Below are 20,825 nucleotides of genomic sequence, written 5' to 3'. Positions count from 1 at the left end.
CCCGCGCGGTCGCCAGGTTCGCCGCGGACCGGCCCGCCGACGGCGACCGTGCCCAGGGTGAGCCGGGCGCGATGAGCCCGGAGCGGTGGGCCGCGCGTCCCGAGGTGCTGCGGGGGGTGAGCGAGTGGGCGACGCAGGAGCTCATGATCGCCCTCTCGCTCTCCGCCCGGGCCGCGGAAGCGTTGCTGGTCCGCTCGCTGACGCTCGTGGAGCGGCTGCCCGGCACGCTGGCCGCCCTGGAGGCGGGGGCCCTGCACCCCCGGGCACCTCTGGACCATGCTCGAGAAGGTCGCTCCCATCGCCGACGACCGGGTGCGGGCCGAGGTCGAGGCCGAGCTGCTGCGCTGGGCTGCAGGCCGGGTGGTGACGCCTGCGCAGCTGAACGACAAGGCGCGCCGCGAGGTGGCCATCGGGACGCCCGCGCCGCGGCCCGCACGCTGCAGGAAGCGCTGAAGCGGCGCGGGGTCCACATCCGCCCGGACGCCGTCGACGGCATGGCGACCGTGAGCGTGTACGCCACCATGCCGGAGGCCCAGGCGCTGTACCGGGCACTGACCGCCTGCGCGGAGGCGCTCGACGACGGCGACGACGGCGACGACGATCAGCGCACGCGGGGCCAGAAGATGGTCGACTGCCTGCTCGACCTGGTGCTGCGCCCGGGCGAGACCGATCTGCCGCCGGTGCAGGTGCTGCTCACCGTCGTCGCCTCGCTGGCCACCCTCGCCGGCGGAGACGGTTCCGGGGAGATCGACGGGCAGGTCGTGCCGGCCGAGATGATCCGCCACTTCCTGACAGCGCTCACCGGCCGGCCGCTGGGATCCGACTCCGCGGAGCCGGCCCCGGGGCAGCCGTCCGGCTCGATGTCGTGGCAGGCGCAGGAGCAGGCCGAGCTGGAGTGGTGGCTGGCCGAGACGGAGCGCCGGCTGCTCAGCGGTGAACTGGTCGATCCGACCCCGACGGCAACGGCGACCTCGCCCCTCCCCCGGACGTCGCCGGCGACCCCGCCCTTCCCCCGGACGTCGCCGGCGACCCCGCCACCACGCACGACGCACTCCCGGGCGACACGATCGAGGACGCCGAGATCGAGGGCGCCGAGATCGAGGGCGCCGAGATCGAGGACGCGCCCCGCGCCGACACCGGTGCCGACGCCGCCGTGGCCCAGGAGCGCCGGGGGTGCACCGCAGCCTCACCGACGTCGCGAGGGCCAGACCGGCGGCGCGGTGATCCTCCGGCGCCGGAACCGGAGGACACCCCACCGGATGCCGGCAATTCCTCACCGGCAGCAGCGACCACGGCCGGGGCGGTACCTCCCGGGCCGGCGGCCACCTCGCCCGGAACCGGCTGGTGGACGCTGGCCGACGAGGCGGTCGAGACCGCCGGCCTCGCCGTGCTCCGCGTGGAGCAGGAGCTCTCCCGCGCCGGACGACTGGTCCGCACGGCAGTCACGGCCGACGCCGACGACGAGGCCACCTGGCGGGCCGGCCCCGGAGGGCGGCTCACCGCAGCGGAGGACGCCTTGGCCGCGCTGCGGTCGGCCTCCGACGGGCGACGGGCGTGGCTCGCCGACCTGCTGGGGAGCACCGGTGGCGGCGGGCTGGCCGAGCGGCCGAGGATCGCTCTGACCGACGCGTTGTCCGGCACGCTGCTGGCCCTGACCGACCTGCCCCGTCTGCGCCGCGCGGGCAGCTGCGACCGTCCGAGCTGCCGTCGGAGCACCGGTCGCTGCACCCACGACCTCTCCGACCGGCCCGGCCTCGGCGCCCCGGGGCCCAGCACCGGCTACCGCCCTTCGGGCGAGCTGGATCGGTGGGTGCGGGCGCGGGATCGTCACTGCCGGTTCCCCGGCTGCCGTCGACGGGTGCCCCGCGGCGGCGAGCTCGACCACCACCGCCCGTATCCGGACGGTCCCACCAGCGCCGGCAACCTCGCCGGCTACTGCACCACCGACCACCGCGGCAAGCACCAGGCCCCGGGGTGGCGCCACGACCTCGGCAGCGACGGGAGCCTCACGGTCACCACCCCGAGCGGTCTGGTCGCGACCACCTCGCCGCCGCCGTACTGAGCGCCACACCACCGCCACGCATCGAGAAACCGGGTACGGGGCACCCCGTGCCCATGGCTGCTCAGATCAGCGACGCCGTCGTCGTCGACGTCCTCCGCCGGCTCGATCGGCTGCTGACCCCGCTGGCGGACCGGATGGGCCGGCCGCCGGAGCTGCCGCGCGAGGAGCGCGACCGCTGGTGGGCCGACCGGGTGTCCCGGGTGGCCGCGGGCGTGTCGGCGGTCCCCCGCTTCGCCGGCAAACTCGCCGATCTGCTGCCGCTGCAGAACAGCGTCGGCACCGCGGTGCAGTCGTTGGTGGTGCTCGGTGTCGCCGGGGAGCACGGGGTGACTGCCCCGGCCGACCGGGTGTCGCTGCTGGCGCGGGTCCTGCTGCGCCGGGAGCTCACGCCGGCCCAGGTCGAGCCGCTGCTCACCCGGAGCAAGGGCACCTACGTGGAGGGCGCGTTCGGCCCCCGGGACGAGCGCCGCGGGGCGAAGGGCGCCGTCCGCACGCTGTGGCGGGCGGCTCGGCTGCTCGGCCGAATCGACGACGCGCTGGACGCCCGCCCGAAGGGGAAGGTGTTCGCCCGCGCCCTGTCGAACCTGCCGGTCGTCGGTGTGGCCGGCGGGTACGCCTCCGAGCGCGAGGGGCTGCGGCGGGCGGCTGCCCGCGCCGCCGACCTGCTGGAGGGGACGCGGCAGGGCTGACGCCCGGGTGGTGCGGGCCGGCCGCCCCGGCAGTCCGCCCTACCCGGTGCGGGCGCTCGCCGGTTCCGCGGGGGTGGCGTCCCGGGCACCGCCCCGGCCCTCGTCCCGGTCCTCGTCCCGGCTCTCGTCCTGCGCGTCGTCCCGCTCCGGGTCGCGCCAGCCCGGCCCGGCAGCAGGCTCCCGGCCGCGCAGGTAGTCCACGACCCGGGCCACGCAGGCGGCGATCGGCACCGCCAGGAAGGCGCCGAGGACGCCGTAGGTCACGCCCCCCACCGTGACCGCGAGGATGATCGCGAACGGGTGCAGCCGCAGCACCGGGCTCAGGATCAGCGGTTCGAGCAGGTTCCCCTCGGCCTGCTGCACCACCACGACGAGGACCAGCACCAGCAGCGCCGTCGTCAGCCCCTGGTCGGCCAGCGCGACGAGGACGGCCAGCAGCCCCGAGACGAAGGCCCCCACGATGGGGAAGAACCCGCCGAGGAAGACCAGCACCGCCAGCGGCATGGCCAGCGGGACGCCGAGGAGGACCAGCCCGATCCCGATCGCCACGGCGTCCACGAGGGCGACGACCAACTGACCGCGGAAGTAGGCGCCGAGGGTCCAGAACAGCTGCCCGGACACCCGACGGACGTGCTGCCGGGTGCGCTCGGGCAGCAGGCTGATGATCCCCGACCAGATGCGCCCCCCGTCGCGCAGGTAGAAGAACAGGGCCACGAGAAACAGGACGACGGCGGTGGCGACGTCGCCGAGCGTCCGCGCCACCTGCAGCCCGCGGTCGACGACGTCGCTGCCACCGCCGCCGAGCGCACCGGCTGCCTGCTGGGCCATGTCGGCGAGCCCACCGTCGCCGACGTCGAAGGGCAGCGAGAAGGGCGTGTCAGCGACCAGCTCCGCCAGGTCGCTGAGCGCCTCCTCGACGCTCTCCGCCAGCGCCGGGATCTCGTCGGCGAAGCGCGGCACCACGAACCAGATCGCCAACCCCAGCAGCCCGAGGAGGGAGATCAGCAGCAGCAGCGCGACGACGGTGGAGGGCAGCCCCTTCCGCTTCAGCCAGGCCGCGACCGGCCACAGCACGGCGGCCGGGAACAGGGCGATCGCCAGCGGGGTGGCGACGACGCTGACCTCGCGCAGCAGCAGGTACGCCAGCACCGCCAGGGCGAGCACGCCGAGCGCGGCCCAGGCCCGCCGCCCGGCGCGCACCAGCCAGGAGTACCGATCCGCCTGCTCCGCTTCCGCGACCATGGGGCCTCCATGCCCCGCCGCGCGCGGGCAGACCCTGGTCAGCGGACGGCCGGTGCGCTCCCGGCCAGGTTGGCGAAGACCTCACGCGTGGCGGTGGACCGGTTCATGGTGATGAAGTGGATCCCCGGCACCCCCTCGTCGAGCAGCCGCCGGCACAGATCGGTGGCCACCTCCACGCCCAGCGCCCGCACCGCGGCCTTGTCCTCCGGCCGGTCGCCGTCCAGCGCGGCGAACCGGTCGGCGAGCTCCGCCGGGAACGCCTGACCGGACAGCTGGACGATCCGGGTGATCTGCCGGACGTTGGTGACCGGCATGACCCCGGCGATGACCGGGACGTCGCACCCGCGGGCGACGACCCGGTCCCGCATCCGCAGGTAGTCCTCGGCCCGGAAGAACATCTGGGTGATGGCGAAGTCGGCACCGGCCCGGCACTTCGCCACGAACATCTCGACGTCCGTGTCGAAGTCCGGCGAGCGCGGGTGGCGCTCGGGGAAGGCGGCGACGCCCACCGAGAAGTCGCCGACCGAGCGGATCAGCTCCACCAGCTCGGCGGCGTAGCGCAGCCCCTCCGGGTGGGCCACCCACTCCGCCTGCGGATCGGCACCCGGTGGGTCACCCCGCAGGGCCATGATGTTGCGGACCCCTGCCGCCGCCAGGCGGCTGATCACGTGCCGCAGCTCCGCGACGCTGTGGTCGACCGCGGTCAGGTGCGCCAGCGGCGTCATCGTGGTGTCCGCCGCGATCCGCTCGGTCATCGCCACGGTGCCCTCGCGGGTCGAGCCGCCGGCGCCGTAGGTGACCGACACGAACGAGGGGTGCAACCGCTCGAGCTCGCGCAGCGCCGTCCAGAGCAGCTCCTCCCCCGCCGGGGTCTTCGGCGGGAAGAACTCGAACGACCACGTCGGGCGCTCGGTGGCCAGGAGCTCACGGACGGTGGGTGTCACGGCACCCGAGGGTACGGGCGGTGCGGCAGCCCGCCCGCGACCGTCCTGTCGGAGAACTCCCCCGGCAGGTGCATCCGCAGCGCTCCCGCGCCCGGAAGAGGGCGTGTCCCGACCACCGAGCGACGGAGGAACGATGCAGCGGAGCACCCCCGCCGCCCTGCTGGTGCGGCGGCACCCCACCGGATCGGGCGATACTGACCAGATGATCGTCGGGGCGCAGCAGCGCGAGTCCGCCCGCCCCGCACCTCCGCTGTCGGTGGCCGACCTGGACCGGGTGCGCGCCGCGGTCGCCGAGGCGCTCACCCGCTTCCTCGACCAGCAGCGCAGCACGCTCGCCGCAATGGACGCCAGCCTCGTCCCGGTGGTCGACGAGGTCTGCGCCGTCGCCGCGGGCGGCAAGAAGCTGCGCCCCTCGTTCGCCTACTGGGGATGGCGGGGAGCGCGCGGACAAGGCCCGGGCGCCGGCGAGGACGAGGACGCCGTCCTGCGCGCGGTCGCGGCCCTGGAGTTCGTGCACGCCAGCGCGCTGGTGCACGACGACGTCATGGACGCCGCCGGCACCCGGCGCGGCCGCCCCACCACCCACATCGGCTTCGCCGACCGGCACACCATTCACGGCTTCTCCGGCGACCAGGACCTCTTCGGCGTCGGCGCGGCGATCCTCGTCGGCGACCTGGCGCTGGTCTGGTCCGACGAGATGCTGCGCTGCTCGGGCATCTCCGAGCCGGCCCTGGGCCGGGCGCGCGCCGTCTGGGACGCCATGCGCACCGAGGTCACCGCCGGCCAGTACCTGGACCTGCTGCGCGCCGCCGGTGGGCTGCCCGGGCCCGACGGCGCGCTCACCGTGGCCCGCTACAAGAGCGCGGGGTACACGGTGCAGCGCCCGCTGCAGCTGGGCGCCGCCATCGCCGGGGCCGGCCCGGCCGTGGTCGAGGCCTGCTCGGCCATCGGGCTGCCCCTGGGCGAGGCGTTCCAGCTCCGCGACGACCTGCTCGGGGTCTTCGGCGACCCCGAGGTCACCGGGAAGTCCGTCGATGACGACCTGCGCGAGGGCAAGCAGACGCTGCTGGTCGCGCTGGCCGAGGAGGCCGCCGACGACGCCGGGCGCCGGCTGCTCGGCGACCTGCTCGGCAACCCGGCCGCCGGGCCCGACGAGTTCGAGGCGCTGCGCGCGCTGCTGGTCACCACCGGCGCCCGCGACCGGGTGGAGGAGCGCATCGCCGCCAGCACCGCCCGGGCCCGCCAGGCCATCGCCGAGGCACCCCTCGCCGATGACGCCCGCGCGGCGCTGGACGCGCTCGCGGTCGCCGCGACGTCACGCACCGCCTGATGGTGCGCACCGTTCCGGGTCGCACCGACCGCGTCGTCGTCGTCGGGGCGGGGCTCGCGGGGCTGGCCGCGGCGCTGCGCCTGCGCGGTGCCGGTCGCGAGGTCACCGTCGTCGAGCGCGCCGGGGGGCCCGGCGGGCGGGCCGGGCGCATCGAGCGCGGCGGCTACGCGCTCGACACCGGGCCGTCGGTGTTCACCGCGCCGGAGATCGTCGCCGAGACGCTCGCCGCCGTCGGCGAGCGGCTGGAGGACCGGCTCGAGCTGCGCGCGCTGCGGACGAGCTACCGGGCGCAGTACGCCGACGGCACGCACCTGGACGTGCAGGCCGACCCGGAGGCGTTCGCCGCCGAGGTGGCCGCGCTGTGCGGGCCGGCCGAGGCCGCCGCCCTGCGGCGCTACCTCGCCGACCTCGCCGAGCTGTACCGGCTGCAGCTCACCACGTTCATCGACCGCAACCTGGACTCGCCGCTGGACCTGCTGGGCCCCGAGCTCCTGGCGCTCGCCCGCCGGGGTGGCTTCGGCCGGTTGTCCCGGCACGTCGCGCGGTACTTCGCCGACGACCGGCTGCGCCGGCTGTTCAGCTTCCAGGCCCTCTACGCCGGGGTCTCCCCCTTCCGCGCCATCGCCGCCTACGCGGTGATCGCCCAGCTCGACATCGGTGCCGGCGTGTGGCACCCGGTGGGTGGGATCGGCGCGGTGCCGCGCGCGCTGGCCGGCGCCGCCGCCGACGCCGGGGTGGTCCTCCGGTACGACACCGCCGTCGGCGAGCTGGAGACGCTCGGCAACCGGGTGACCGGCGTGGTCCTGGCCGACGGCGAGCGGCTGCCCGCCGACGCCGTCGTCGTCGCCACCGACGCGCCGCACACGCTGGTGCCCGGGCTGCGCGGACCCCGCCGCCCGGTCTACTCGCCCTCCTGCGTCGCGCTGCACCTCGGCGTGCGGGCCGAGGTGCCGGGGCAGGCGCACCACACGATCAGCTTCGGGCACTCCTGGCGCGGGGTGTTCGACGAGCTCACCCGCGACGGCCGGCCGATGAGCGACCCCAGCCTGCTGATCAGCATGCCCTCGGTCACCGACCGCTCCCTGGCCCCCGAGGGCGGGCAGGTGCTCAGCGTCGTCGCGCCCACCCCGAACCTGGACCCGCGCAGCGGCGGCAACCCGGACCTGGACTGGGCCGCCCTCGGCCCCCGCTACCGGGAGGAGCTGCTGGCCACGCTGGAGGCCCGCGGCTTCACCGGCGTCGCCGGCGCGATCGAGGTGGAGCACATGGACACCCCGGCGACCTGGGCGGCCCAGGGCATGGCCGCCGGGACGCCGTTCGCGCTGGCGCACACCTTCGGCCAGACCGGCCCGTTCCGCACCCCGACGCTGCCCCGCCGCGGCCCCGAGAACGTGGTGCTCGCCGGGTCGTCGGTGCAGCCGGGCGTCGGGGTCCCCATGGTGCTGATCAGCGGCCGGCTGGCCGCCGAGCGGATCACCGGGCCGGTGGCGCGGTGAGCCCGCTCCGGCCGCCGGGTACCCAGGCCGCCCGGCAGGCGCAGCTGGCTGCCGCCTACCGGCACTGCGCCGCCATCGCCGCGGAGCACGGCAAGAGCTACCACCTGGCCACCCGCCTGCTCACCCCCGAGCGGCGGCCGGCGGTGCACGCCCTCTACGCCGCGGCGCGGGTCGCCGACGACTTCGTCGACCACCCCGGCGCCGACCCGGCCGGCGACCTGATGACCTGGTCGGCGGCGCTGCTCGCCGAGCTGGAGACGGGCTGGTCCGACGACCCGGTGCGGCTCGCGCTGGTGCACACCTTCCGGCGCTACGGCATCCCGGTCGAGCACCTGGTCGACTTCCTCGCCGCCATGACCAGCGACCTCGACGTCACCGGCTACGCCGACCTCGACGCGCTGGACCGCTACATGTGGGGCTCCGCGTCGGTCATCGGCCTGCAGGTGCTCCCCGTGCTGGGCACCGCTCCCGGCGTCGCCCGCGAGGAGGCGGCACCGCACGCGATCGCCCTCGGCGAGGCGTTCCAGCTGACGAACTTCCTGCGCGACGTCGGCGAGGACGTCGACCGCGGCCGGGTCTACCTGCCCGCCGACCTGATGGCCGCGCACGGGGTGACCCGGGAGCAGCTGGCGGCCAAGCGGTTCGACGACCGGTTCCGGCAGCTGATGCGGGAGATGGTGGCGATCGTGCGCCGCCGGTACGACGACGCCGCGCCCGGCACCCCGATGCTGGCGCCGGAGTCGCGCGACTGCGTGCGCGCGGCCACCGCCCTCTACGGCGGGATCCTCACCGAGATCGAGCGGGCCGACTACCGGGTGCTCGACCGGCGGGTGTCGGTCTCCAGGCCGCGCCGCCTGGCCGTGTTCGCCCGGCGGTTGACCGCCGCCCAGGTGGCGAGGGTGAGGGTGACCATGGCGAAGCCGAAGAGCAGGTCCTCCACCGGCGCGTAGGCGATCCGCGGCCCCCAGATCGTGGCCGGGTCGTAGGTCACCACGTCCAGCCCGGTGAGCACGCCGTTCATCAGCAGCTGGAAGAACAGGATGATCGCGTAGGCGACCCAGAACACCCGCCGGGTGACCATGCGCGTGCGGAGGACCGCCAGGTCCACCACGAGGACGGCGGCGACCGCGGTCACCGCCAGGGCGCTGTAGCTCACCTCTCGGCCTCCCTCGCCGGGTAGCCCGCATCCCAGCCGGTCACCTTCCGCACCGCCTCGAGCGCGAGCACCGAGCACAGCGGGACGACGAGGAAGAACAGGACCTCCTCCACCGGGATCCCCCCGGGCAGCCGGACGCCGACGGTGCGCGCCGCCGAGTAGTCCCAGTGGCCCTGCGCGATGGCGTAGAGCACCCAGCCGACGAAGACGACGAACATCGGGAGGACGGCGAGGAGGAACCGCCGCCAGCGCGCGTAGACGCGCACGCCCAGCAGCAGCTCCAGCGGCGCGGTCACCACCAGGCAGCCGACCAGCAGGCCCAGGTACGTCAGCCGCTCCACGGAACCCGCTTCCGTCCCCGGCCCGCCCCCGGATGCACCCGGCTCAGAGCGCCAGCGCCTGCGCCCGCCGGGTGACCTCGGTGTGCCGGTCGTCCCGCAGCGCCTGCACCGGGGTGCCGGGCAGCGACTCGTCCTCCCGGAACAGCCACTCGAAGGCCTCCTCGTCGCTGAAGCCGCCGTCCCGGAGGACCGTCAGCAGCCCGGGCAGGTGCTTGAGGACCACCCCGTCCTGCACGAAGTCGGCGGGGATCTTGCCGTTCCCGCTGCCGGGGACGGCCATCAGCTTCCCGTCGCGCAGCAGCTGCCGGACCCGGTTCGGGGAGGTGCCCAGCAGCTGGGCGACCTCCGCGGGGGTGAGCGTCTCCATAGAGTGTCAGCCTATGGCGAGCAGAGGACCAGCGGGCAGCCCGGTGCCGGGACCGACCGGCCGGCACGACGGGGCGGAGGCCGCCGAGGTCACCGAGGTTGCCGAGGACCCCCGCCCGGAGCCGCCGTTCGTCGACCTCGTCGACCTCGAGGCCCGGTCCCGGGAGCTGCTGCCCCAGCCGGTCTACGACTACTACGCCGGCGGCGCCGAGACCGAGACGACGATGGGCGAGGCGACGGCGGCCTGGCGCACCTGGCGGCTCCGGCCCCGGGTGCTGCGCGGCACCACCAGCGCCTCGCTCGCCACCGAGCTGCTGGGCACACCGGTGGGCACCCCGATCGGCATCGCCCCCTGGGCCTACCAGGCCATGGCGCACCCCGACGGCGAGCTCGCCACCGCCCGGGCCGCCGCCGCCACCGGTGCCCTGATGACCGTGTCCACCAGCGCGACCCACAGCCTGGAGGAGGTCGCCGCCGTCGAGCCCGGCAGCCCGAAGTGGTTCCAGCTCTACCGGATGCACTCCGAGCGGCACACCGACGACCTCGCCCGCCGCGCCGGGGACGCCGGCTACCGGGCGCTGGTCATGACCGTCGACGTCCCGCTGCTGGGGCGCCGCCGGCGCGATCTGCGCCACGACTTCGTGCACCGCGCCGGCGTGCGGATGGCCAACCGGCCCCCGGAGGGCGAGGGGCCGACCCTGGACGGCCTGGCCACCGCCACCTGGACCTTCGACGAGATCGCCCGCTTCGGCGAGCTCTCCGGCCTGCCGGTGGTGGTCAAGGGCGTGCTCCGGGGCGACGACGCCGTCCGCTGCGTGCAGGCCGGCGCCGCCGCCGTGTGGGTCACCACGCACGGTGGCCGGCAGGTCGACCCCGCGGTGAGCAGCGCCCAGGCGCTCCCCGAGATCGTCGACGCCGTCGGCGAGGACGTGGAGGTCTACGCCGACGGCGGCATCCGTTCCGGGTCGGACGTGCTCACCGCGCTCGCCCTGGGGGCCTCGGCGGTCTTCCTCGGCCGGCCGGTCGTCTGGGGGCTCGCCGCCGGGGGCGAGCAGGGCGTGGCGCGGGTCCTCGGCGGCCTCGCCGAGGAGCTCGAGCACACGATGGTCCTGTGCGGGCTCGACGACGTCCGGTCGGTACCCGCCGACACGGTGGTGGCGGCGCGATAACCTCCCGGAGGGCCGTGACTGGCGCGTCGAGGTGGGCCACCACCGGGGAGCGGCCCGCACCACCGTCGCCGTGCGCCTGGGCACCTCACCGTCGTTCAGCGCAGGAGCCCTCATGACCACCGCCCCCCGCATCACCCACTCCTTCGACGGCACCGCTGCCTCGGCCGCCTACCGCAACGCCCTGGCCGTGATCGGCGCCGTCGAGCCCCGGGTCGCCGACGCGATCAGCCAGGAGCTGACCGACCAGCGCGCCTCGCTGAAGCTGATCGCCAGCGAGAACTACGCCAGCCCCGCCGTGCTGCTCACCATGGGCAGCTGGTTCAGCGACAAGTACGCCGAGGGCACCGTCGGGCACCGCTTCTACGCCGGCTGCCAGAACGTGGACTCCGTCGAGGCGCTCGCCGCCGAGCACGCCCGCGAGCTGTTCGGCGCGCCGTACGCCTACGTGCAGCCGCACTCGGGCATCGACGCCAACCTGGTCGCCTTCTGGGCCGTGCTCGCCCAGCGGGTCGAGCTGCCCGCCCTGCAGGAAGCCGGCGCCCGGCACGTGAACGACCTCACCGACGCCGACTGGGCGCAGCTGCGCCGCGCCCTGGGCGACCAACGGATGCTCGGGATGTCGCTGGACGCCGGCGGTCACCTCACCCACGGCTTCCGCCCCAACATCAGCGGCAAGATGTTCGAGCAGTCGTCCTACGGCACCGATCCGTCGACCGGGCTGCTCGACTACGCCGCCGTCCGCGCCCGGGCCCGCGAGTTCCGGCCGCTGATCCTCATGGCCGGCTACTCCGCCTACCCGCGGCGGGTGGACTTCGCGGCGATGCGCGAGATCGCCGACGAGGTGGGCGCCACCCTGGTCGTCGACATGGCGCACTTCGCCGGCCTGGTCGCGGGCAAGGTGCTCACCGGCGACTTCGACCCGGTGCCGCACGCGCACGTCGTCACCAGCACCAGCCACAAGTCGCTGCGCGGCCCGCGCGGCGGATTCGTGCTGGCCCAGCCGGAGTTCGCCGACGCCGTCGACCGCGGCTGCCCCATGGTGCTCGGTGGCCCGCTGCCGCACGTGATGGCCGCGAAGGCGGTCGCCTTCGCCGAGGCCCGCCGCCCCGAGTTCGCCGGCTACGCCCAGGCGGTCGCCGACAACGCGCAGACCCTCGCCGAGGGGCTGACGAAGCGCGGCGCCCGACTGGTCACCGGCGGCACCGACAACCACCTGGTGCTCATCGACGTCACCGGCTTCGGCCTGACCGGTCGCCAGGCCGAGTCCGCGCTGCTGGACGCCGGCATCGTCACCAACCGCAACGCAGTGCCGGCCGACCCCAACGGCGCCTGGTACACCTCCGGCGTCCGGCTGGGCACCCCGGCGCTGACCAGCCGCGGCTTCGGCCCGGCCGAGTTCGACCGGACGGCGGAGCTGATCGTCGACGTCCTCTCCGCCACCACCCCGGCGGCGACCCGCGACGGCGCGGCCTCGCAGGCGAGGTACGTGGTGGCCGACGGCGTCGCCGACCGCACCCGGGCGGCGGCCGCCGAGCTGCTGGCCGCGCACCCGCTGTACCCCGGCCTCGACCTCGCCTGATGCGGCCTCCCCGCAGGGGCCCGGCGCGAGCTCGCGAGCGCCGGGCCCCTGCAGGGAGGTCCTTCTCCATCCGTCACAGGCGCCCCGGTGATCCCCGTCGCCGCGTCGTGGAGCGACCAGGACCCTCCCCGCTCCTACACTCGGCCGTGTGGACACCGCCGTGACCGACCCCGTGGTCGGCCTCGTTCTCGAGGGGCGCTACCGCCTCGAGGAGCGGGTGGCGCGGGGCGGCATGTCCACCGTCTACGCGGCCACCGACCTCCGGCTGCACAAGACCGTCGCGGTCAAGGTCATGGCCGAGCACCTGGCCCACGACCCCACGTTCGTCGACCGGTTCACCCGCGAGGCGCGGGCGGCGGCGATGCTCAGCCACGTCAACGTCGTCGGGGTCAGCGACCAGGGCAGCGACCAGGGGCTGGTCTTCCTGGTCATGGAGCTCGTGCGCGGGCGGACGCTGCGCGACCTGCTCAGCGCCCGCGGCCGGCTCACCGTCGGCGAGGCCTTCGCCGTCCTGGAGCCGGTGCTCGCCGGGCTCACCGCCGCGCACCGGGCCGGGATCGTGCACCGCGACATCAAGCCGGAGAACGTGCTCATCGGCGTCGACGGCGTGGTCAAGGTGGCCGACTTCGGCCTGGCGCGCGCCGTCGTCGGCACCGGCCAGACCAGCCAGACCGGCGGGGTGCTCATCGGCACCGTCGCCTACCTCTCCCCCGAGCAGCTCGAGCGCGGCCGCGCCGATGCCCGCAGCGACATCTACGCCGCCGGCATCGTGCTCTACGAGATGCTCACCGGGCACCCGCCGTTCGGCGGTGACACCCCGCTCGCGGTGGCCTACCAGCACGTCCACCACGACGTGCCCGCACCGTCCGCGGAGGTTCCCGGCCTGCCCTGGCAGGTCGACGAGCTGGTGGCCCGGACCACCCGCCGCGACCCGGCCGGGCGCCCCCTGGACGCCGGTGCGTTCCTCGCCGAGCTGCACGACGTCCGCACCGACCTCGGCATCGACCCGGTCCCCGTGCCGACCGGGCAGAGCACGGCCGGCCCGGCCACGCTGCGGCCCACCAACCGCCCGACCCGGCCCCGGCCCGGCCACCCCAGCGATCCCGGCACCGAGGTGCTCGGCGGCCGCGGCTCGCGCGCCGGGCGCACCAGCATGCTGCCGGGGATGGGCGCCGGTCCCACGACCGACGTGCAGGGCCGTCGCCCCGGGCCGGCGCGGCCGCGTCCCGGCGTCCCCGACCACATCCGGCGGCGCCGCGCCCGGCTGCTGGTCGCCGTCGTCCTGCTCATGGCGATCACGGTCGGCGCGGTCGGCTGGTGGCTGGGCTCCGGCCGCTGGACCGACGTCCCCGCGCTGACCGGCAAGCAGGAGGCCGCGGCCATCGACCTGCTGCAGGACGCCGGGCTCGACCCCGACCCGGTCGTGCGGGAGTGGAGCGAGTCGGTGCCGGAGGGCGTGGTCATCTCGACCGACCCGTCGTCGGGCGAGCTCATCCGCGGCACCGACGTCCGCGTCGTCGTCTCCAAGGGGCCCGAGCGCTACACCGTGCCGCCGGAGCTCGTGGGCCAGCCGGTCGACGACGTCGAGGCGCGCCTGCAGGCCGACCTGCCGATCCAGATCACCCGGGGCCAGGCCTACGACGACGCCGTGCCCCCGGGCAATGTGATCGGCTTCGACCCGCCCGCGGGGACCGCGCTCAAGCGCGACCAGGTCGTGACGGTCGTGGTCAGCCAGGGCCGGGCACCGGTCGCCGTCCCCGACGTGACCGGACAGACCCCGGAGCAGGCGCGGGCCAACCTCGAGGCGCAGGGCTTCACCGTCGAGCGCGGCGAGGACGGCCGCAGCGACCAGGTCGACAAGGGCGAGGTCATGGCCGTCGAACCTGGTCCCGGCGCGGGCCCCGTCCCCTACGGCAGCACCGTGCGCATCCAGGTCTCGGCGGGCGTCCCGCTGGTCACCGTGCCCGACGTCGTCGGCAAGAGCGGCGACGAGGCCACCGCGATCCTGCGGGCCGCCGGCCTGCAGGTGGAGGCCACCCGGTTCTTCGGCAACCGGGTGCTGCGGCAGAGCCCCGCTGCCGGCGAGACCGTGGAGCGCGGCACCCCCGTCACCATCCTGCTCACCTTCGGATAGGTCCTTGTCGCACACCTCCCCCGGTGTGCCCGCCATCGGCGCGCACATCCAGATCAAGGGCGGCCTGGCCACGGGTGGGCTCGCCTACACCGACGCCGTCGCCGCCCGCGCCGTCCAGGTCTTCGTGGGCAACCCCCGCGGCTGGAAGCTCACCGACGGCGACCCGGCGCAGGACGCGAGGTTCACCGCCGGCTGCGCCGAGCGCGGCGTGCCCTCGTTCGTCCACACCCCGTTCCTGGTGAACGTCGGCTCGCCGACCGAGGCGACCGTGACGCAGTCGGTCGCCTCGATCGCGCACAACCTGCGGCGCGGCGCGCAGCTGGGCTGCCAGGGCGTCGTCGTGCACGCCGGGTCCGCCGTCGGGGAGGACCGGTACGAACCGGCCCTGCGCCAGCTCCACGAGCAGTTGCTGCCCGTGCTGGAGGCCGCCGACCCCGACGGGCCGCGGCTGCTGATCGAGCCGACGGCCGGCGGCGGCAAGGCCCTCGCCGCCACGGTCGAGGAGCTCGGCCCCTACTTCGCCGCGCTGGAGCACCACCCGCTGCTGGGCGTGTGCTTCGACACCTGCCACGCCTGGGCCGCCGGCCACGACCTCGCGGCTCCCGGCGGGATGTCGGCTACCCTCGAGGCGCTGGAGGCCACCGTGGGCCCCGGCCGGCTGGGCCTGGTGCACGTGAACGACTCGCTCGACGCCTGCGGTTCCAAGCGCGACCGGCACACGACCATCGGCGAGGGGCTGATCGGGTCGGGCGAGTACGGCACCGGCCCGTTCGCCGAGCTGCTGCGCCACCGCACCACCGCCGGGGTGCCCATGGTCGTGGAGACGCCGAGCCTGCGCGACGGCGACCCGTGCGGCGGCCACGCCGCCGACATCAAGCTGCTGAACTCCCTGATCGGCGACCCCGCCGCCTGACCCGGGCGAGATCTGCACACTCGCCCCCATCAGCCGCCCGATGCGGGCCACATCGCAGATCTGGCGGTGCCGGCCGCTCTCACCGGTCCGCCCGGCGGCTAGCGGTCGAGGAGGTCCGCGAGGACGTCGGCGGCGTGGTCGACCGCGACGCGGTCGACGTCCAGGTGGGTCACCAGCCTGATCCGGCGCGGGCCGACCTGCCCGACCAGCACGCCCCGCGCCCTGGCCGCCTCGGCGATCGTCGGGGCCGGCACCTCGTCGAGGACCACCATGTTGGTCTCCACCGACGCCGGGTCGACCCCCAGCCGCTTGGCCAGCAGCTGCGCGTGCTCGTGGTCCTCGCCCAGCCGCGGCAGGTGGTGGTCGAGGGCGTGCAGGCCCGCCGCGGCCAGCACCCCGGCCTGCCGCATGCCACCGCCCAGCCGCTTGCGCCACAGCCGGGCGGCCGCGATCCGCTCCGCCGACGCGACCAGCACCGACCCCACCGGCGCCCCCAGGCCCTTGGACAGGCACACCGAGGCGGTGTCGGCGAGCCGGCCGTAGGTCGCCAGGTCGACGCCGGAGGCGACGTGCGCGTTCCAGATGCGGGCGCCGTCGAGGTGGACGGCGACGTCGGCGCCGCGCGACCAGTCCCACAGCCGCTGGAGCTGGTCGAGCGGCTGCACCCGGCCGAAGCCACGGTTGTGGGTGTTCTCCACGGCGACGGCCGCGGTGGCGGTGAGGTGCCAGTCGTCCTTCGGCCGCACCTGCGCGATGACCTGGTCCGCGTCCAGCCGACCCCGGTCGGAGACCACGGTGCGGGTGGAGATGCCGAAGACCGCCGCCGCGGCACCCATCTCGTAGGTGACCACGTGCGCGTCGGCGTCGCAGAGCACCTCCTGGCCGGGCTCGCAGACCAGCCGCATGCCGATCTGGTTGCCCATGGTCCCCGAGGGGACGAACAGGCCGGCCTCGTGCCCGAACATCGCCGCCACCCGCTCCTCGAGCGCGGTGATCGACGGGTCCTCGCGGTAGACGTCGTCGCCCACCTCCGCCTCGGCCATGACGCGGCGCATCGCCGCGGTGGGCCGGGTGACGGTGTCCGAGCGGAGGTCGATCACGGCCCCGTCCAGAGGCTCGTCCCGAGCATGCGAGGGATCGGCGGCCCCGTCCAGGGCACCGCCGCGAGCGTGCGAGCGGTGGGGAGGATGGGGTCCTTCTGGGGGCCCTTACCCACGCAGCATCTCCGCCACGAGGAACGCCAGCTCCAGCGACTGACCGGTGTTCAGCCGCGGGTCGCAGGCGGTCTCGTACCGGCTGTTGAGGTCCTCGTCGCTGATCTCCATCGCCCCGCCGAGGCACTCGGTGACGTCCTCACCGGTCAGCTCCACGTGGATGCCGCCCGGCCAGGTGCCCAGCGCCCGGTGCACGTCGAAGAAGCCGAGCACCTCGTCGACCACGCGGTCGAAGTGCCGGGTCTTGTAGCCGGTCGAGGACTCGTGGGTGTTGCCGTGCATCGGGTCGCACTGCCAGACGACGGTGTGCCCGCTGGCGGTGACCTTCTCCACGATGCCCGGCAGGACGTCGCGGATCTTCCCGTTGCCCATCCGGCTGATCAGGGTGAGCCGGCCCGGCACGCCGTCCGGGTCGAGGCGCTCGACGAGCTCCACGGCCTGCTCCGGCGTCGTCGTCGGGCCGATCTTCACGCCGATCGGGTTCGCCAGCTTCGACACGAACTCGATGTGCGCGCCGTCCATCTGGCGGGTCCGCTCCCCCACCCAGACGAAGTGGGCGGAGAGGGCGTACGGCCGGCCCTCGTGCATGCGCAGCAGCGCGCGCTCGTAGTCGAGGATCAGCGCCTCGTGCGAGTTGAACAGCTCCACCCCGCGCAGCGCGTCGGAGTCGATGCCGCAGGCCCGCATGAACGCCAGTGCGCGGTCGATCTCCCGGGCGATCACCTCGTACCGCACGCCCGCCGGCGAGTTGGCGACGAAGTCGCGGTTCCAGTCGTGCACGGCGTGCAGGTCGGCCATGCCGCCGCGGGCGTAGGCCCGGATCATGTTCATGGCGGCGGCGGAGTTCGCGTAGGCCCGCACCAGGCGGTTCGGGTCGGGGATGCGCTTCTCCAGCACCGGCTCCAGGTCGTTCACCATGTCGCCCCGGTAGGAGGGCAGGCCCAGGGCGTCGGTGTCCGACGAGCGCGGCTTGGCGTACTGCCCCGCCACGCGGCCGACCTTGACCACCGGCACGCTCGCGCCGTAGGTGAGCACGACGGCCATCTGCAGCATCGTGCGGGTGGTGGCCTGCAGGTGCGGCTCGGTGTTGAGGTCGAACGTCTCCGCGCAGTCACCACCCTGCAGCAGGAACGCCTTGCCCTGCGCGACGTCGGCCAGCTGGGCGCGGAGGGTGTCGACCTCGCTCGGGGCGACGATCGGCGGGACCGAGGAGAGAGTCGCCAGCACGGCGTCCAGCGCGGCCCGGTCGGGCCACCGCGGCTGCTGGGCGGCGGGCAGTTCCCGCCACCGGTCCAGACCGGGGACCAGCTCGGCAGGTTCGGGGAGGCTCACGCCCCGAGGGTACGGCGAGACCCCTCCGCGCTGGCCAGGGAGTCGTCCCACGAAGCGGGACGGCGTCCCGGCGCGGACGCCGGCGGACCGTGGAGCGACTCCATCCAGGCGCACCACCCGCCCCGCGCGGTGACGATCAGGCCACAGACGGTCGCTCCCGCGGCGAACCCCGCGCTGAGCTGCCGATATCCCGGTCGAGCGGCGGCACCCAGATCGCCGCCCCTACCTGGAAGGCAGAACATGCGCTGGACGAACCTGCCCGCCTGGGCGGTTCCCTCGAACACGGGCATCCGGACCAAGGTCGTGGCCCTCGCGGTGGCCAGCGTCACCGCGACCGGCGTGGCCATGGGCGGCGTCAGCGCCTGGCAGAGCAGCCGGTTCGCCGACGACGCCGCGCAGCACATGGACGCCCTCGTCGAGCAGGACATCAGCCGGGCGGCCCGCGGCACCTACGACGTCGTCGCCACCCAGGGCGCCTCCACCGCCGCCAAGGTCGGCTCCGACCTCGCCACCGCCCGGTACGTCCTGCAGCAGGCCGGCGGGTTCGCGATCGACGACTCCGGCACCGGGTTGGTCCCCTGGGACGCCAAGAACCAGCTGACCGGCGAGGTCACGCCCCTGACCCTCCCCCGCGTCCTCGTCGGCGGCGAGTGGCTGGGGAAGAACAGCGACGCCGCCGTCCCCACGCCGGTGGTCGACACCGTCAAGACGATGGTCGGGGCCACCGTGACCATCTTCCAGAAGACGCCCTCGGGCGACTTCCTGCGCGTGGCCACGAACGTGCAGGCCGCGAGCGGCGCCCGCGCCATCGGCACCTACATCCCCGCCGTCAACCCCGACGGCGCGCCGAACCCGGTCGCCTCCGCCGTGAGCAAGGGCGAGACCTACCGCGGCAACGCCTTCGTCGTCGACTCCTGGCTGGTGTCGGCCTACGAACCCATCCTCGGGCCCGCGGGTGACGTGGTCGGCGTCCTCTACGTCGGGGTGAAGCAGGAGAACCTGCCCGCGCTCCGCGAGGGCCTGCAGGCCACCACCATCGGGGAGAACGGCCACGTCGAGATCTACGGCGGCACGGGGGACCGCGCCGGCACCGTGCTGATCAGCCCCGACGGCAGCCGCGACGGCGAGCAGATGCTCTCGGCCACCGACGCCGACGGCACGCCCTACGTGCAGCAGATCGTCGACGCCGCCCTGCAGCTGCAAGGCGGCGAGCAGGCGACCGTGCGCTACGACGACCCCCAGGCCGGGCCCACGACCGTCCGGGTGTCGTACTACGCCCCCTGGGACTGGATCATCGCCACCGTGGCGCGCGACGAGGACTTCGCCGGCGCCCAGGAGTCCCTCGCGTCCGGCCGCTCGTCCATGATGTGGGCGATGGTGGTCGCCGGCCTGGTGATCGCCGTGCTGGGCGGGGTGCTCGCCCGGTGGGTCGGGCACCGGCTGACCCAGCCCCTGACCCACCTGCGCGACCGCATGGCCGAGATCGCCGACGGGGAGGGCGACCTGACCCAGCGGATGGACGACTCCCGCGACGACGAGGTCGGGCAGCTCTCCGGCGCCTTCAACCGCTTCGTGGAGAAGGTGGCCGGCACCGTGCGCGACATCCACCGGTGCGCGCAGGACGTCGCCGCCTCGGCCGCAGGGGTGTCCACCGTCGCCGACGGCCTGGCGCAGCGGGCCTCCCGCAGCCGGGACCAGGCGCAGGGGGCCCACGGCGTCGCGGCGGAGATCAGCAGCAGCGTCTCCTCCGCGGCCGCCGGCGCCGAGGAGATGGGGGTCTCGATCACCGAGATCGCCCGCAGCGCCGCCGAGGCGGCGGAGGTCGGCCGCCAGGCGGCGTCCCTCGCCGAGCAGACCGAGACGACGATCGCCGCGCTCGGGGCGAGCTCCGCGGAGATCGGGGACGTCGTGAAGGTCATCTCCGGGGTGGCCGAGCAGACCAACCTGCTGGCCCTCAACGCCACCATCGAGGCGGCCCGCGCGGGCGATGCGGGCAAGGGCTTCGCCGTCGTCGCCAACGAGGTCAAGGAGCTCGCGCAGGAGGCGGCGAAGGCCAGCGAGGAGATCGCGCAGCGGGTGCAGGGCATCCAGTCCGAGACCACCGACGCGGTGCGGTCGATCTCGCGCATCGCCGAAGTGGTCCGGGCGATCAACGACCACCAGACGACGATCGCCAGCGCCGTCGAGGAGCAGACGGCGACCACCCGGGAGCTCAGCCGCAGCGTGGCGACGGCGGCGGAGGGCGCCGGCACCGTCACCACCACGTTGACCACGGTGAGCCGGGACGCCGACGACAGCGCGACCGACGTGGAGCGGGCCCGCTCGGCGGCCCAGGAGCTGGACGGGCTGTCCAAGGAGCTCAACCGGCTGCTCGCCGTCTTCACGGTGTAGCCGCCGCCGTGTGGGGGAAGGCCCTCTCCCGGCGACGGGAGAGGGCCTTCTGCGCTTCTCAGGTCAGCGCACGCCGCGCCGTGCCCCCGAGCCGGCCTCGCGCCGGCCGGAGAACCGGTTGTAGAGCAGGAGCACGAGCACCGCTCCCAGGACGGAACCGATGATCCCGACGGGACCGAATCCGCGGTCCCGGAAGCCACCGAAGAGGAGGCCGAGGACCAGGCCACCGACGACGGAGCCGCTCACGCCGAGCAGCAGCGTGGCGCCCAGGCTCATGGTGTCCTTGCCGGGCACGAGCGCCCGGGCGAGGAAACCGGCGATCAGACCGACGACGAGCAACCAGAGCAGGGAGAGCACGGGGAACACCTCTTCACGACGACGCAGCGGGACGTGCTGCGGATGTCCGGGACGGTGGTGGCGCACCCGGTCGGGATCGGGCAGCGTTCCGGGGGCCGTCCCTTCCCGGT

18 protein-coding genes, 1 pseudogene and 1 riboswitch are annotated in these 20,825 nt (G+C 75.0%); of the genes and pseudogenes, 11 read left to right on the top strand and 8 right to left on the bottom strand.

Translation table 11 applies throughout. The annotated features are described in order from the left end of the window. Nucleotides 1-276 precede the first annotated feature (276 nt). The 3 genes from ACI8AG_RS12040 (at nucleotide 277) to ACI8AG_RS12030 (ending at nucleotide 2,751) form a co-directional block, all read left to right on the top strand. Complete coding sequence (locus ACI8AG_RS12040) at nucleotides 277-453, top strand: hypothetical protein (RefSeq protein ID WP_456597224.1); 177 nt, start codon at nucleotides 277-279, stop codon at nucleotides 451-453. A gap of 943 nt (nucleotides 454-1,396) precedes the next feature. Next, entirely contained in the window at nucleotides 1,397-2,062 is a 666-nt protein-coding gene (locus tag ACI8AG_RS12035) for an HNH endonuclease signature motif containing protein (protein WP_456597223.1), read from the top strand. A gap of 53 nt (nucleotides 2,063-2,115) precedes the next feature. Next, nucleotides 2,116-2,751: a hypothetical protein gene (locus tag ACI8AG_RS12030; protein ID WP_456597222.1), complete on the top strand. Its 636-nt coding sequence runs from the start codon at nucleotides 2,116-2,118 to the stop codon at nucleotides 2,749-2,751. 39 nt (nucleotides 2,752-2,790) lie between these two features. On the opposite strand, the gene ACI8AG_RS12025 is transcribed toward ACI8AG_RS12030, so the two are convergent. Both ACI8AG_RS12025 and metF read right to left on the bottom strand, forming a co-directional pair. Next, complete coding sequence (locus tag ACI8AG_RS12025) at nucleotides 2,791-3,993, bottom strand: AI-2E family transporter (RefSeq protein ID WP_456597221.1); 1,203 nt, start codon at nucleotides 3,991-3,993, stop codon at nucleotides 2,791-2,793. 38 nt (nucleotides 3,994-4,031) lie between these two features. After that, a complete protein-coding gene (metF, locus tag ACI8AG_RS12020) occupies nucleotides 4,032-4,937 on the bottom strand; it encodes a methylenetetrahydrofolate reductase [NAD(P)H] (protein ID WP_456589508.1) in 906 nt (301 codons plus the stop codon). A gap of 133 nt (nucleotides 4,938-5,070) precedes the next feature. Between metF and ACI8AG_RS12015 the strand changes: the two genes are divergently transcribed. From ACI8AG_RS12015 to ACI8AG_RS12005, 3 genes are read left to right on the top strand one after another with little or no spacing between them, the layout of a single operon-like run. Then, the gene (locus ACI8AG_RS12015; RefSeq protein ID WP_456597220.1) at nucleotides 5,071-6,267 is read left to right on the top strand and encodes a polyprenyl synthetase family protein; all 1,197 of its coding nucleotides are present in this window, start codon (nucleotides 5,071-5,073) and stop codon (nucleotides 6,265-6,267) included. Then, on the top strand, nucleotides 6,267-7,763 hold the full coding sequence (gene crtI / locus ACI8AG_RS12010; protein ID WP_456597219.1) for a phytoene desaturase family protein: 1,497 nt from the start codon (nucleotides 6,267-6,269) through the stop codon (nucleotides 7,761-7,763). Before ACI8AG_RS12015 ends, crtI begins: the two co-directional genes overlap by 1 nt. Then, entirely contained in the window at nucleotides 7,760-8,713 is a 954-nt protein-coding gene (locus ACI8AG_RS12005) for a phytoene/squalene synthase family protein (protein WP_456597218.1), read from the top strand. The genes crtI and ACI8AG_RS12005 overlap by 4 nt, the downstream gene beginning before the upstream one ends. On the opposite strand, the pseudogene ACI8AG_RS12000 reads toward ACI8AG_RS12005, so the two are convergent. The 3 genes and pseudogenes from ACI8AG_RS12000 to ACI8AG_RS11990 all read right to left on the bottom strand — a co-directional run. After that, a pseudogene (locus ACI8AG_RS12000) lies at nucleotides 8,710-8,871 on the bottom strand (lycopene cyclase domain-containing protein); the annotation flags it as partial. The gene ACI8AG_RS12005 and the pseudogene ACI8AG_RS12000 overlap by 4 nt on opposite strands. 44 nt (nucleotides 8,872-8,915) lie before the next feature. After that, the gene (locus tag ACI8AG_RS11995) at nucleotides 8,916-9,260 is read right to left on the bottom strand and encodes a lycopene cyclase domain-containing protein (protein ID WP_456589512.1); all 345 of its coding nucleotides are present in this window, start codon (nucleotides 9,258-9,260) and stop codon (nucleotides 8,916-8,918) included. Nucleotides 9,261-9,303: 43 nt separating this feature from the next. Then, nucleotides 9,304-9,627 (bottom strand): Rv2175c family DNA-binding protein, encoded by a 324-nt coding sequence (locus ACI8AG_RS11990; RefSeq protein WP_456589513.1) that lies wholly within the window; start codon nucleotides 9,625-9,627, stop codon nucleotides 9,304-9,306. Nucleotides 9,628-9,670: 43 nt separating this feature from the next. Here ACI8AG_RS11990 and ACI8AG_RS11985 point away from each other — a divergent pair, with 43 nt between their 5' ends. The 4 genes from ACI8AG_RS11985 to ACI8AG_RS11970 all read left to right on the top strand — a co-directional run bounded on the left by ACI8AG_RS11985 (nucleotide 9,671) and on the right by ACI8AG_RS11970 (nucleotide 15,421). After that, the gene (locus ACI8AG_RS11985; RefSeq protein ID WP_456597217.1) at nucleotides 9,671-10,795 is read left to right on the top strand and encodes an alpha-hydroxy acid oxidase; all 1,125 of its coding nucleotides are present in this window, start codon (nucleotides 9,671-9,673) and stop codon (nucleotides 10,793-10,795) included. 4 nt (nucleotides 10,796-10,799) lie between these two features. Continuing rightward, nucleotides 10,800-10,884, top strand: a riboswitch (ZMP/ZTP riboswitch). Between the two features lie 23 nt (nucleotides 10,885-10,907). Continuing rightward, complete coding sequence (locus tag ACI8AG_RS11980; protein WP_456597216.1) at nucleotides 10,908-12,374, top strand: glycine hydroxymethyltransferase; 1,467 nt, start codon at nucleotides 10,908-10,910, stop codon at nucleotides 12,372-12,374. Nucleotides 12,375-12,522: 148 nt separating this feature from the next. Next, nucleotides 12,523-14,508: a Stk1 family PASTA domain-containing Ser/Thr kinase gene (gene pknB, locus ACI8AG_RS11975; protein ID WP_456597215.1), complete on the top strand. Its 1,986-nt coding sequence runs from the start codon at nucleotides 12,523-12,525 to the stop codon at nucleotides 14,506-14,508. Nucleotides 14,509-14,512: 4 nt separating this feature from the next. Continuing rightward, nucleotides 14,513-15,421, top strand: coding sequence for a deoxyribonuclease IV (locus ACI8AG_RS11970; RefSeq protein WP_456597214.1), 909 nt, complete (start codon nucleotides 14,513-14,515; stop codon nucleotides 15,419-15,421). 98 nt (nucleotides 15,422-15,519) lie between these two features. On the opposite strand, the gene ACI8AG_RS11965 is transcribed toward ACI8AG_RS11970, so the two are convergent. Together ACI8AG_RS11965 and ACI8AG_RS11960 are read right to left on the bottom strand one after the other, a co-directional pair. Beyond that, entirely contained in the window at nucleotides 15,520-16,521 is a 1,002-nt protein-coding gene (locus ACI8AG_RS11965; protein WP_456597213.1) for a threonine aldolase family protein, read from the bottom strand. Nucleotides 16,522-16,629: 108 nt separating this feature from the next. Continuing rightward, nucleotides 16,630-17,967 (bottom strand): class II 3-deoxy-7-phosphoheptulonate synthase, encoded by a 1,338-nt coding sequence (locus tag ACI8AG_RS11960; protein ID WP_456597212.1) that lies wholly within the window; start codon nucleotides 17,965-17,967, stop codon nucleotides 16,630-16,632. A 240-nt stretch (nucleotides 17,968-18,207) separates the two neighbouring features. Here ACI8AG_RS11960 and ACI8AG_RS11955 point away from each other — a divergent pair, with 240 nt between their 5' ends. Further along, the gene (locus ACI8AG_RS11955; protein WP_456597211.1) at nucleotides 18,208-20,358 is read left to right on the top strand and encodes a methyl-accepting chemotaxis protein; all 2,151 of its coding nucleotides are present in this window, start codon (nucleotides 18,208-18,210) and stop codon (nucleotides 20,356-20,358) included. Nucleotides 20,359-20,421: 63 nt separating this feature from the next. Here the strand turns inward: ACI8AG_RS11955 and ACI8AG_RS11950 are convergent, their stop codons facing one another. Further along, nucleotides 20,422-20,715: a GlsB/YeaQ/YmgE family stress response membrane protein gene (locus ACI8AG_RS11950; protein WP_456597210.1), complete on the bottom strand. Its 294-nt coding sequence runs from the start codon at nucleotides 20,713-20,715 to the stop codon at nucleotides 20,422-20,424. Nucleotides 20,716-20,825: the final 110 nt, after the last annotated feature.

The sequence above is a fragment of the Blastococcus sp. SYSU DS0552 genome (assembly GCF_054050815.1).
The sequence above is the reverse complement of the archived record's forward strand: the minus strand, read 5'-3'. Positions and strand labels throughout refer to the sequence as shown.